Genomic DNA, 13,331 nt, shown 5'->3' with positions numbered 1-13,331 from the left:
CCGGCGCGTCGAGACCGTGCTCCGGGTCTCCGGCCCGCTCCGCGCATGCCGGCGGCGCGATCATGGCAGGTTGAGCTTGGCCGGTCGCCAAGGGGCACAGACCCTCAACGCGACGAGCCCCGCGAAGGCTGGGCCGATGAGACCGGAATTGGATCAGGCGTCGTGAGGCCATGTACGACTCGCCAGGCACCATGGCGTTTCCTACGGCATTCAGCACGTGTCGAACGGACAGGAAGCCCGGGTGTTCAGGAAACCGATTTCGACTTGTTTTCATGGCGTGACCGGGCCGATGGGCCATGAAGGGGCCGTCGCCTTGGGCGGGGAAGCTCGTGGCTTTCGCGGGCGTATCACGGGCATCGCCGCCGGACCGGGCAGCGGCCTGCCCCCGGACGAACTTGAGCGCCGTTTGATCGAGCTCGGGATCGTCGAGGGAGCCCAGGTAGAGATCCTGCACGAAGGGCTGTTCGGTCGCGACCCCATCGCCTTGCGGGTCGACAGTGCCGTCGTCGCCCTTCGCCGTCAGGAAGCGTCGTCCATCCTCGTGAGGCCGGAATGAGCGCGATCCCCCAAGCGGGTAGTGCGGTCGTGGCTCGCGTCGCGCTGGTCGGGACACCCAACAGCGGCAAGACCGCGCTGTTCAACCGTCTCACCGGAAGCCGCCAGAAGGTCGCGAACTATCCCGGCGTCACGGTCGAGCGGAAGAGTGGGCCGCTGGCCCTGCCGTCCGGGACCAGGCTGCAGCTGTTCGACCTTCCGGGCACCTACTCCCTCCGCGGGCGCAGCCCCGACGAGGTGGTGACGCGCGACGTCATCCTCGGGCGGCGGGACGCCTCGGCGCTTCCGGACGTCCTAGCCTGCGTCGTGGACGCGACGAACCTCCGGGTCGCGCTCCGGCTCGTGCTGGAGCTGAAGCGCCTCGGCCGGCGGATGCTGCTCGTGCTCAACATGAGCGACATCGCGAAGCGCCGCGGCGTCATCATCGACGAGGCACGCTTGGCCGCCGAACTCGGCATGCCCGTCGTCACCTCGGTCGCGGTTCGCAAGGACGGCACCGAGGGGCTGCTTGCCGCCCTGGAAGGCTTCTCGAACGGCGCGCAGGCGCAGGCGGTGGCGGAGTGGTCCGAGCCGGGTGCGGCCGAGCTTCGCGCCCTGCAGCGGGAAGCGGACCGAATCCTTGCCGCGGCGGTGTCGGCCGCTCCCAAGCCCGACACGCTGACGACCCGCCTGGACGCGGTCCTGCTGCACCCGGTCGCCGGCCTCCTCATCCTCCTGGCCATGCTCTTCGTCATGTTCCAGGCGGTGTTCACCGGCGCCAAGCCGCTGATGGACGTGATCTCGGGGGGCTTCGAGGCCCTGGGCGGCCACGTGGCCGGAGTGTTGCCGCCCGGCCTCCTCCTGAGCTTCCTGCAGGACGGCGTGATCGCCGGCATCGGCAGCGTCCTCGTCTTCCTGCCGCAGATCATGATCCTGTTCCTGTTCATCCTCCTCCTGGAGGATTTCGGGTACATGGCGCGGGCGGCCTTTCTGATGGACCGCATCATGGGAGGTGCGGGCCTGCACGGCCGCGCCTTCATTCCCCTCCTGTCGAGCTTCGCCTGCGCCATCCCCGGGATCATGGCGACGCGCGTGATCGACCAGCGCAGGGACCGCCTGACGACGATCATGGTGGCGCCGCTGATGACGTGCTCCGCCCGCATCCCGGTCTACACCCTCATCATCTCCGCCTTCATCCCGAGCCGGGAGGTGGGGGGCCTGTTCAACCTGCAGGGCCTGGTGATGTTCGGGCTCTACGCCGCCGGCATCGCCAGTGCGCTGCTCGTGTCCTTCGTCGCCAACCACATGCTGTGGAACGAGAACCCGACGCCGCCCTTCATGCTGGAACTGCCGGACTACAAGGTGCCTGGCCTGGGCAGCGTGCTCCTGAACCTGTGGCAGCGGCTGAAGGCGTTCCTCTATCGCGCCGGCACCACGATCTTTTCCATGATGGTGCTGATCTGGTTCCTGGCCTCGTTCCCGCGACCGCCTGCGGGCGCCGAGCACCCGGCGATTGACTACAGCCTCGCCGCCGCCATCGGCCGCTTCATCGAGCCGGCCCTGGCCCCGCTCGGCTTCAACTGGCAGATCGGCGTCGCGCTCATCCCCGGCATGGCGGCGCGCGAGGTTTCCGTCGCCGCCCTCGGCACCGTCTACGCGGTCGCGGGCGGCAGGGAGGCCTCCGAGCAGATCGGCCAAACCCTGGCGCAGCAATGGAGCCTCGCCACGGGCCTCGCATTCCTCGCCTGGTTCATCTTCGCCCCTCAATGCGCCTCGACGCTCGCCGTCATCCGGCGGGAGACGGGAGGCTGGCGCTGGATGCTGGCCGCCTTCGCGTACATGTTCGCTCTCGCCTATCTGGCAGCGTTCATAACCTTCCAGGTCGCCTCGCGCGTTCTATGACCGCGAAATCGGCGCTCCCTCAGGGGCTTCGGCTCGTCCATCACGAACCCTGGGGTGCGGCCCTGCAAGGTGCCACTACGCAAAAGCGCGGCTGCTACGAGTTCGGCCGCTGTGCCCGGCTTGCTGCTGTTGGTGCATTTGGGCGCCACTCTAGCGATAGGTGGCCGGCAGCCGTGCACGGCACGGAGAGGGCCAGATACCGATGCTATTTTGGTTGCCGGGCTAGGGGTAGAAGACCTGCTATCTGCTGCGGGATCCTGACAAAACGTAGCTATCCAGCGTCAAAAAATGGTGCATTTGCAAATAGATACCATAGAGAGCAGACATTTGGGCGACCCGTCTCCGCTGGCTCCCAAGCGGAGGCTCGGGGGCCAGCGGAGACCAGTCGCCCAATTTTGAGATGTCTGCCGTAAATTATTGAAAGATCAATGACATCGGGCGTTTTGCGAGGAGGCGCAGTCGCTAGCTGCCCACTTGAACGGATCAGTGCCGTCTGAGTGTGATGCCGAACCGGCCGCCTTATGGTAGCCAACCCGGCATTCAGGTACCGAACACCAAAGTTCCGTACTGAAGCAACCTAGAGCTAAGAAGAGCAGCCATTGCGACGGCGTCTGTTCGACTCGGCTGCTAACCCGAAGCACCCGTTCTTCGAGCCCTCCCTGGCCTCGCCAGGGATGCCGGCCGTTTCCGTCGTCTGCCCTACAAGCGGTAGACGGACCGTTCCCCCGTAGGACGACCCTCAGTCCCGGCCTGCGGATTGCGCTGTCAGCCTGCCTTGCGGGCGTAGCGGCCCTTGTCTCGCGGCTCGAAACACCCACGGTGGAGACCTGCTTATCCAACAGCCAAGGCTCCCAAGAGGGCGGGGGCGCCGTGTGCAAGGAACCGCGGCGGCATCGACGCTTTCCGATGGTACCCTAGCGCGGCCGCGAGGTGCCGGCCGCCTGGATCGAGCCTAGCCGCGAAGGTGATTGCATATGGATTGGTACGACCGCCGCGAAGCCTGGCAGGCACAGGCCGACGACGCCCGCGATGGGGCGGCCACCGATTACAGCCGGGTCATCCACTCCGCGTCGTTCCGGCGTTTGCAGGGCAAGACGCAAATCCTGAACCTCGGCGACAGCGACTTCTACCGGACGAGGCTCACCCATTCGCTTGAGGTCGCGCAGATCGCCGGCGGGATCGCGCGGCGGTTCGAGAAGGTTCATGCCGACCATGCCGCCCGGCAATACATCCCCGACCTCAGCATGATCCAGGCCGTGGGCATGACCCACGACCTCGGCCACCCCCCGTTCGGCCACGGCGGCGAGGTCGCCCTGAATTTTTGCATGCGCAGTGCCGGCGGTTTCGAGGGCAACGGCCAGACCCTGCGCATCCTGTCCAGGCTGGAAAAGTTCTCCCAGGCCGCCGGCGCGAACCTGATGCGGCGCACCCTGCTCGGGGTTCTGAAGTATCCCGTGCCCTTCAGCCTCGCGATGAACGCGAACATCCGCCCCGCCCTCCACGTCGGCCCGGAGACGATCCGGATCATCGACCGCGAGGCCTCCAAGCCGCCCAAGTGCTACCTGGATTGCGAGCAGGACGTCGTCGACTGGATCCTCGCCCCACTCAGCGAAAAGGACCGCAACGCCTTCACCGACGCCCGCGGCCAAGAGGGCAAGCACCGCAAGCCCCTCCACAAGTCGTTCGATTGCAGCATCATGGACGTCGCCGACGACATCGGCTTCGGCATCCACGACCTTGAGGATGCCCTCGCCCTTGGCCTGGTAACGCGGGCGGATTTCGAGGCGCACGTGCCCGAGGAGAAGAGCTCCAGTTTCCTCACCAGCCTCAAGGAGAAGTACCCGGATGAGTTCGGCAACAACGTCTATGAGGGATTCCTTGACCGTCTGTTCGGTGCCGGCGATACCCGGAAGAGGTGCATCAGCCGGATGGTCCATCACCTGATCACGAACTGCGTGATCGAGACCAGGGAGGAGTTCGACGAGCCCCTCGTTCGATACCGGGCTGCCATCGAAGTCGGAGCAAACACCTTCCTGGAAGCGCTGAAGGAACTGGTCCGGGAGGTCGTCATTCACAGCCCGGGGGTCCAGCACCTCGAATTCAAGGGTCAGGGTATGGTCGTTGCGGTTTTCGAGGCCCTCGCATCGGAGCCGAAGTCGTTCCTGCCGCGGTCGACCTACGAAGCGTACGAGAAGGCACCTGACGGTCGGCGCGTAATCTGCGACCACGTGGCCGGGATGACCGACGCCTTCCTCATGCGCACTTACGAGCGCTTGTTCAGCCCGAGGATGGGTTCCGTGTTCGACCGCCTCTGACAACCCGTCGCCCGGTTTAAGCGAGCGACCCATGATCCCTTCCCGCTCCCGGCCCACCTCAACCCCTGATGCGTAAGGGCTTCACCGATGCCGAAGGGTCGGGCCGGCCGGTGCGGCCTCCCTCCCGGTGCCGGCGGAATGCTGAGGCGGCAGCCTTGCCCCGCTCCATCTTGCCGGGGCGCGGCATCGCCACGGCGCCGTACATCTTCGGCGTCCGCATAAATCCGTCGAACAGCGTTGCCTGCTACTCGGTTCGGCGGCTGTTCGTCACGATCCCTTTCGGTCTCGACTTTTGGAGATGCCCATGAAAGCCATGCTGGCCTCCTGGCAGTTCTGGGCATTGCTCTCGGCGGCATTTGCCGCGCTGACGGCGATCTGTGCCAAGATCGGGATAGAGAACATTAACTCGGACTTCGCCACCTTCATCCGCACGGTGGTGATCCTGTGCGTCCTCGGCGCGCTTCTGGCCGGCACGGGCCAATGGCAACCGCTCGATTCAGTTTCGGGACGAACATACCTGTTTCTTGTCCTATCGGGGCTCGCCACCGGTGGATCGTGGCTCTGCTACTTCCGCGCCCTGAAGCTCGGGGATGCCGCCCGCGTGGCGCCCATCGACAAGTTGAGCGTCGTCCTGGTGGCGGTCTTCGCGACCATCTTCCTCGGAGAACGCCTGACCGTCCCCAACTGGTTGGGCGTCGGCCTGATAGCGGCCGGCACGATCCTGGTCGCCTACAGGAGCTGAAGGCTGGCCGCGTGCCCTTTCGCCCGGAGGCGTACGCAGGAGAGCGACCGGGACGCCGCGACCAGCACGCGCGATGGCCCATCGCCATCGAGCGCTCTCTGCATTCGTTCCGGCGCCCAACGTCCAGGTCCTTGACGCTCGCCGTCCAAGAACACGGCTGGCGGCGCCTAGGCCGCGTCCCTCTTCCGCCCGGCAGGCGACTTGCGTCGGCGCGCTCGATGGACGGCCGGGGCCACGCCGCCGTTCCTGGCGTAGCGCGAGCGCCTGGGGGACGGGCCACGCCACTGCGCCGAACCCCGAAGCATATTGGCCAAGCGCCCGACATCCAAGCCGTCGAGAAGCTCAGGGAAGCGCAGCGCCCATAGCTCCAACAACCGGTCCCAACTTCCGCTGCGGACCAGCCGGCGCACGGAATTCACGAGGTTCCGTTCATCACTGAACCGCTCCGGCATCCTGCGCCATGAGAGGCCGGTCCGCAGCGCCAGGATCACCGCCTCCAGCAGCAGCCGGCCGGGAATGCCCGGCGTGCCCTTGAACGAGATCTCGATGGACGAATGCAACAGCGGCTTCGAGGCCAGCCATTGCTCGTCGGTCAGCGCATCCTGGCCATCCAGGGCGTGGAAGCGTGCGGCCGGCCCCCTGCGCTTGCGCCAATCATCACCGCCAACCTTCCAGCGCGCCCGCGCGGCCTCGACCGGACCGAGGTCCAGTCCGGCCACGAAGGACGGGTCCGCCTCGCGAAGGAGGTCAATCAGGATCTGGTCCCCCGCAGCATAGACGAACCGCGAGAGTGCGCGCCGCATCTCCGGCGCGTCGCCGAACGCCGCCGACAGCAAAGGCAGGCCCGTCCGGAGCCGGAGCAGGAGGGCGTCGACCAGGGCCCGCATCGAGATGTGGCGCGAGTCATTCCTGTGGCCCGTGACGTCCGGGAGGTGCTTGGCGACGAGGGCCCAACGCGTGTCGTCGATCCGATAACCTCCACTTGCCATAAGCCGCTCGGCGTCTTCGCGAAGGCGGACATGGCGTCCCATCGGCTGCTCGACATCGACATGGATCACGTCCAAGCCAACACCGGGCGAGCCGCAGCTCCCGTCCTCCTGCAGGAACGCCAAGAAGTCCAGGTGGATGGCCAGGCCCAAGGTCCCCGCCAGCCGGCCATCCCGCATGACCACCACCCGCTGGACGAGGCGGGCAAGGGCGGCGGAGACCTTCGCCTCCGCCTCCGTAAAGGCCCTGAATGGCACCCGCTCGATGAGGTGATCCAGCGTGGCGGATAGCGTTCGAAGCCTCTCACCGGCTTCGTCCACCTCGGGCAGTTCGGCGAGGCCCGCCGAACGGGCCTGAAGGTCTGCGAGCTCCCCCGTCAGCCGGCTCCTCTCCTCGGACAACAGGTCGGATGGGTAGGTCGATTCAAGCTCCTTGACGAGCGCCCGGCGAAGCTGTTCGCGCGTGACCGCAATCTTACGCTCAACATCCGCACGGGCGGCACGCCGCGCCGCGGAAGCCTCACGCAGCGAGCGGTCGACGGCAGCCGCGAAATCCTCCTCGCCGACGAAGGACCGCAGCTTGCCGCAGACGGCTGTGAGGACGGCGCGCTCCACGGTCTCGTGCATAACAGAGTGACGCCTCGCCGGGCAGCAGCCCCCGTCCGACCAGACGTTGCAGGTTAGCTGTCGACCACCCAAGGTGAACCGCTGGCCTTCGACCCCGGCGCAGTCGCACGTCGCCTTTCCGGCCAAGAAGTGGCTGTGCTCGAACTTCTGCTTCCCCCGGGGGCGTCGCTTCTCGTTGACAGCGAAGAACAGATCGTCCGGCACAATTCGAAGATGCTCGAAGTAGTTGCGCGTCATCTCGCTCGGATGCCGACGCTGAACGGTGACCTTCCCCGACTTTCGGTCGAACGTATTCAAGGTAAATGGATAGTACCATCTACCCGTATAGGCCAACTGGCCCAAAACATTCGCAACGGTCGATTTCGTCCATCTGCAATCCTTTGTAGGTCCTGCAACCCCGCGTTCCTTCATGATCCGGCCGATGTTTCGGTAGGAAATTCCCGCGGCTGCCATTTCAAAGATTGAAAATATGGTCTTCTCTTCCTCGGGGTGACGCACGAGGAAGCCCCTTTCTTCGCCGTACCGGTATCCGAAGAACGCACCGGAATGGGCACCGCCCTGGGCAGCGTGCTGGAACCTGCCCATGCCCATGATCAGGGTGCGACGGTCCCGATCCGCCTCGGCCTTGAGCGCCGCTTCGATGACTTCCTTCTTGTTGAGTGCCTTGAAGTCGCCGGCGCTATGAAATTCCACGCCAAGCTCATTCAATTCCTCGCATACTTCGACCGCATCGTAAGTTTCGCGTGACCACCGGTCAAAGTCCTCAACCATGATGACTTTTATCTTGCCGGACCGACAGTCTTCGAGCAAACGCTGCAGGCTTTCACGATCACGCATGGATCGGGCGCTTCGAGCAGGGTCGTCATACAGCACGTAAATCGCGTAACCGAGCTTCCTCATGTAAGCGGTTACAACCTTGACCTGGCGCTCGATGCTCATCTCCTTCTGCTTATTCGAGGAGTAGCGAGCGTAGAGGCCCACGGGCACAAGCTTGTCCGGCGGGCCGAAGCCGTCACGGCGTTCGACATCCAGGTTCCGTCGAAGGGCCAACCGGTCCAGAGGGCACAATGCCGTCGTATCGACCACTTGCCGCAGATCTACGGCGCCAGGCATCAGGTCGGTCGTCCGTTCACCGTGGGCCATCGCAACGCCGCTCCATGCGAAGAGAAGGAAGAATTGCTTGCCTGAGGATGCGATAGCCGGGACGTGCGCGGGTTCGCTTTACGTCCATCTCGGTGCGCCGGATGGCCTTCGTTCGACTTCGCCCGCGACCGTCACGTTCTCCTCGACGCGCATAGCCGGGTCGCAGGCGGTCATCCTTGCAGACATTCCGGTAGCGACCGGCGTTCGAATCCATGCCGCGCGACGTACCGTACGCTTCGGCTCGCTCCCGCCGAGACGCGACTTCAGGCGCTTGGCCGTGATTTTCGTCTCTCCCGTCCACGGGGCCGGGTCTCCGCTGCACCATCGCGACGTGATTTTCGCATCCTGGCCGGAGCATTTCGCGTCACGGCGACATCTAATTCCAGGTCGCCCGCGTACAAGTCCCGACCGGCAACTTTCCTATCCTGTCCGCCCGCGTCCAGCCTTTGGGCATCCGACCGTTCGGCGGCCATCCCCACCAAGCCCTCGAACAGAGCGTCTAAAACCGTGAGCGGCCGTCCTGAACTCGACGCTTCGCTTCGAAACCTCCGGATGCCGAACGACATCGTCCGCTCTCCCTGTTCCATTGAAAATGCCCCCGGATCGCGCATGGCGGCAGGCGTACGAGACACGCGCGTCGGTCGCCCCTTCCGGGACGGCCGCGCCGCATTGACGAAATGTAGATGAAGTCGCCAATTATACCGTAAGTATATATAACTGCAATATCGGGTGCCGATCCGGAACTCGTCGCCATGTGCGGCGACCGACCGGACGAAAGGGCATCGCGACCGCAGGCGGTGCCGAAGGTAGCCTCTCCAGTTTCGGGAGACCGTTCCCGCTCCCGACGAACCTCAACGGTCGATGCGGAAGCGGTATGGCGCGTTACGAGGTCGTGGAACCGCCACCTGACTTGGGATATCCGCGAGCGCCACCTCAGACCTTGTCGTCCCAGTCCCCTGTTGCGAATGCTACGTCGGTACTGGCAAGTGTCCAGGGCGTCGGCTTCGACCCGTACCAAGCAACCCGCGAAGGGGATTCACGGCGCTTGCAGGGCGGCTAGGCTCGGAGCAATCGGCTTGCTCCCGAGGAGCGAAAGCAAAGCCGCCGACTAAAATGACGTTGGGACCGATGGGCCCAAGACCGTCCCTGAACGCACTCGCCCTGTGCTTGTCGTCGGTCTTGCCGTGTCCTTGCCGAACTCTCGTTACCGAAGTTCCCGCAATCCACAGGTCCACACGGCCACCCTGGTCCGACGCGGTGGGCGTGCTGGCCAAGCAGGTGGATCGGCGGTAAAATATACTGGTGATATAAAAAATCTTATGCCGCCAAGTACCGACGGGGCTTGGCGGCCCCGCCCTGCAGATCAACTGCACCGACCGCGAGGACATGGCCGCGATTGGTGCCAGACGGTTAACAACTCCGGGTCCCCAGACACGAAGCGCACTCTAGCAACGGGAGCGAGACGATGAGGCACGCGAGTCCGCGCGACGTTGAGCAGGATAAGGCTCCGTCAAGCTCAACCGGAAGGGCGACACGCCGGCGCCTTCCGCCGACCAGGGAACGGTTGGGCAGGCTGAGGGCGGTATCAGACCGCGTCGTCGGCTCCATCGGAGACGATGAGGAGACCCAAGGAGCCTTCGTGGAGGTGATGGGTCCCGAACTGCTCGACGTCGCGTTCGACGAACTCGGGGACCTCGCCTTGGTCCGCGGCGAGCTATCGGACAGTTTGCGGCTCCATGTTACGACCCGGCAGCGTCTCGACGAGGAAGATCTTTGGTAACAAGAGACCAATATGATCATATACTGCCTAAAATTCAAATAAATTTAACCCAACGAGGTTGTCGGGAAGCGCCGGATACTTCGCAAGATCTAACTCGGCGTTTGTCCGCCCGCTCGGCGTACAAATACGGACCGTCTGCGTGCCGCCCGCGGTATCAACAGGTCGCCTCCTTCGTCGCCAATCGTGGCTCCGACGCGGTCGGCTTCCCGAGGCGGTCGGCAGCGGGGACGGGCACACCTTGAAGCGCGGCGTTGTGGCGGCCACGCGCCCGCTATTGCGGGTGACGGCCTGGTCGGCGTGCCGCTGCAGCCCCGCGCTCCTACGTCTCGGCGATCAGGTCCTTGATGCGGCTGGCGAGCGTCTCCAGCACGAACGGCTTCGTCAGGACCTGCATGCCGGGGTGCAGGTGCCCGCTCCCGAGGACCGCGTTCTCGGCGTAGGCGGTGATGAACAGCACCTTCAGGTCGGGCCGTCGCTCGCGGCCGGCATCGGCCATCTGCCGGCCGTTCATGCCCCCCGGCAGCCCCACGTCGGTCACGAGCAGGTCGATGCGCACGTCCGATTGCAGGACCTTCAAGCCGGCGACGCTGTCGGCCGCCTCGATGGCGGTGTAACCGAGATCCTCAAGCACCTCGGTCACGAGCATGCGAACCGAAGGCTCGTCGTCGACGATCAGCACGGTCTCGCCCTGTCCGGCGGGCCCCACCTCCGCAAGCCTGCGCGCCACGTCGTCCTCGTCGGTCTCGCCGTAGTGGCGCGGCAGGTAGAGGCAGACCGTGGTGCCCTGGCCGACTTAGGAGTAGATCCGGACCTGGCCCCCGGACTGCCGCGCGAAGCCGTAGACCATCGACAGGCCGAGGCCCGTCCCCTGGCCCGTAGGCTTGGTCGTGAAGAACGGCTCGAACACCTTGTCGATGATGTCCGGCGTCATGCCGGTGCCGGTGTCGGTCACGCAGACGCTGAGGTACTGCCCGGGCGGCAGGTCGTGCCGGCGCGAGCCGGCGTCGTCGATCCACTTGTTGGCGGTCTCGATGGTGATGCGGCCGCCGTCCGGCATGGCGTCGCGAGCGTTGATGCACAGGTTCAGCAGCGCGTTCTCCAGTTGGCCGGGGTCGATCAAGGCCGGCCACACGCCCGAGAGGCCGACCACTTCCAGGTGGATGCCGGGCCCGACCGTGCGCCGGACGAGTTCCTCCATGTCGTGGACGAGGCGGTTCACGTTGGTGGGCTTGGGGTCGAGGGTCTGGCGCCGCGAGAACGCGAGGAGCCGGTGCGTGAGGGCGGCGGCACGCTTGGCCGCGCCCTGCGCCACGGTCATGTAGCGGTCGAGGTCGCCCATCCGCCCCTGCGACATCCGGGTCTGCATCAGCTCCAGAGAGCCCGAGATGCCGGCGAGCAGGTTGTTGAAGTCATGCGCCAGCCCGCCGGTGAGCTGCCCGACCGCCTCCATCTTCTGCGACTGCCGCAGGGCCTCCTCGGTCTTGGCTAGGGCCTCGGCGGCCTCCTTCTCTACGGTGAAATCGCGCCCCACCGCGTGGATGAAGCTCGCGTCCGGCACCGCCGTCCACGACAGCCAGCGGTAGCTGCCGTCCCTGTGCCGGTAGCGGTTCTCGAAGCGCGGGATCACCGCGCCAGCCGAGAGGTCGCCCACGGCCGCCGCGGTGGAGGCTGCGTCGTTCGGGTGCAGGAGGTCCGTGAACGAGCGGCCGACGAGCTCGTCCTCCGACCAGCCCAACAGGGTCGTCCAGGCCGGGTTGACCGCCACGATGACCGCATCGAAGCGCGCCACCAGCATCACGTCGGTCGACAGGCGCCACATCCGGTCGCGGTCGCGGGTGCGCTCCTCGACCTGCTGCTCAAGGTTCTCGTTCAGGCTCTGGAGCTGCGCCGCCGCGCGCCTCCGGTCCTCGATGTCGGTGTTCGTGCCCACCCAGCGGACGACGGCGCCGTCGGCCCCGTGGATCGGCTCCGCGCGCACCAGGAACCACCGGTAGGTCCCGTCGGCCCTCCGGATGCGGAACTCGGTCTCGTAGGGAGTGCCGGTCGCGAGCGAATCGGCCCAGGCGCGTCCGGCCGCCTCGACGTCGTCGGGATGGACGATGGCGGCCCAGGCCGTCCCGTCGAGTTCGCCCGGGCGGGCGCCGCAATAGGCGTAGACCTGCTCGTTGAACCAGTAGAGCGCGCCGTCGGTCGTCGCGGCCCAGACGTGGTTCGGCATCGCCTGGGCGAAGGCGCGGAACTGCGCCTCGCTCTCGCGCCGGCTCGCCTCGGCACGAAGGCGCTCGATGGCCGCCCGGGTCCGCTCGGCGACGTCGCGCACGAAGGCGAGCTTGTCCGGCCGCCAGTCACGCACGTCCCGGTCGTGCAGGAAGAACAGCGCCACCACGCGGCCGCGCTCCATCACCGGCAGGTTGATCAGCGCACGCACGCCGATGCCCAGGAGATGCTCCGGGGCGCCGGCGGTCCGCGGGTCGACGGTCACGTCCGCGATCACCACCTCGCGACCCTCCGCGAGGCCGGCGCGGACCTCGCCGTAGTCGCTGAGGCGATGACGGCCCGCGACGCTGGCGACGCCGGGCGCCGTCCAGTCGCGCTCGATCTCGACGGTGTCGAGGGTCCCGTCGACGGTGCCGTACCCGGCCCGGTCGAGGCCGAGGGTGCGGGCCATGACCTCGGCGGCCGCGTAGGCCATCCCGGCGGTGTCGCCACAAGCCTGGAAGCGGTCGCCGAGCTCGATCAGCGCGGTACGGAACGCGTCCTGGCGCCGGCGCTCTGTCAGGTCGCGCGTCACCGTCCCGTAGCCGGAGAGCGCCCCCTGCGCGTCGCGGACCGGGAAGATGGTGTAATGGATCGGGACCGCAGCCCCGGTGGCGAAGTTGCGGAACGCGAGGTCGCCCCCCCAGAAGCCGGCCTCCCGCACGGCCGGAAGCGCCTGGCCCAGCACGGTCGCCTGGTCCTCCGGGACGAAGTAATCCACGAGGTTGCGGGCGCAGGCCTCGTCGAGGCCCGCCAACCCGACCAGCCGGCGGCCGGCCTCGTTGACGTATTCGGGCATACCCGCCGCGTCGGCGATGCCGATGAAGTCGGTCGATTGCTCCACGAGGGCGGCGAGCCGCTGCGCCCGCGCCTCGGCCGCACGGGCCTCGGTGACGTCGCGCACGGTGCCGACGAAGCGCACGGGCTCGCCGTCCCGGAAGACGGTGTGTGTTTCGGCGTGCAACTTTGACCCCTTGAGGCGGGGGATCGGCGTCCAATTCTGACCCCCTAACCTCGTTCTCGCAGACTGCCCTCTGGTGCGGCCG

The 13,331-nt window shown here is 66.3% G+C and carries 5 protein-coding genes and 1 pseudogene; 4 read left to right on the top strand and 2 right to left on the bottom strand.

Features of this window, described 5'->3' with window-relative positions:
- Window positions 1–289 precede the first annotated feature (289 nt).
- The 4 genes from MTDSW087_RS24965 to MTDSW087_RS24950 all read left to right on the top strand — a co-directional run bounded on the left by MTDSW087_RS24965 (window position 290) and on the right by MTDSW087_RS24950 (window position 5,493).
- Window positions 290–556: a FeoA family protein gene (locus MTDSW087_RS24965; protein WP_144767756.1), complete on the top strand. Its 267-nt coding sequence runs from the start codon at window positions 290–292 to the stop codon at window positions 554–556.
- Window positions 553–2,436, top strand: a complete 1,884-nt coding sequence (gene feoB, locus MTDSW087_RS24960; RefSeq protein WP_144767713.1) for a ferrous iron transport protein B — start codon at window positions 553–555, stop codon at window positions 2,434–2,436. Before MTDSW087_RS24965 ends, feoB begins: the two co-directional genes overlap by 4 nt.
- 974 nt (window positions 2,437–3,410) lie before the next feature.
- Window positions 3,411–4,751, top strand: coding sequence for an anti-phage deoxyguanosine triphosphatase (locus tag MTDSW087_RS24955; protein WP_144767710.1), 1,341 nt, complete (start codon window positions 3,411–3,413; stop codon window positions 4,749–4,751).
- Window positions 4,752–5,055: 304 nt separating this feature from the next.
- On the top strand, window positions 5,056–5,493 hold the full coding sequence (locus MTDSW087_RS24950; protein WP_144767707.1) for an EamA family transporter: 438 nt from the start codon (window positions 5,056–5,058) through the stop codon (window positions 5,491–5,493).
- A gap of 167 nt (window positions 5,494–5,660) precedes the next feature.
- Here the strand turns inward: MTDSW087_RS24950 and MTDSW087_RS24945 are convergent, their stop codons facing one another.
- Both MTDSW087_RS24945 and MTDSW087_RS31045 read right to left on the bottom strand, forming a co-directional pair.
- Window positions 5,661–8,249, bottom strand: a complete 2,589-nt coding sequence (locus MTDSW087_RS24945; protein WP_144767705.1) for a recombinase family protein — start codon at window positions 8,247–8,249, stop codon at window positions 5,661–5,663.
- Window positions 8,250–10,348: 2,099 nt separating this feature from the next.
- Window positions 10,349–13,273, bottom strand: a pseudogene (locus MTDSW087_RS31045) (PAS domain S-box protein).
- Window positions 13,274–13,331 lie beyond the last annotated feature (58 nt).

It is taken from the genome of Methylobacterium dankookense (genome assembly GCF_902141855.1).
Lineage (GTDB): Bacteria > Pseudomonadota > Alphaproteobacteria > Rhizobiales > Beijerinckiaceae > Methylobacterium > Methylobacterium dankookense.
The sequence above is the reverse complement of the archived record's forward strand: the minus strand, read 5'-3'. Positions and strand labels throughout refer to the sequence as shown.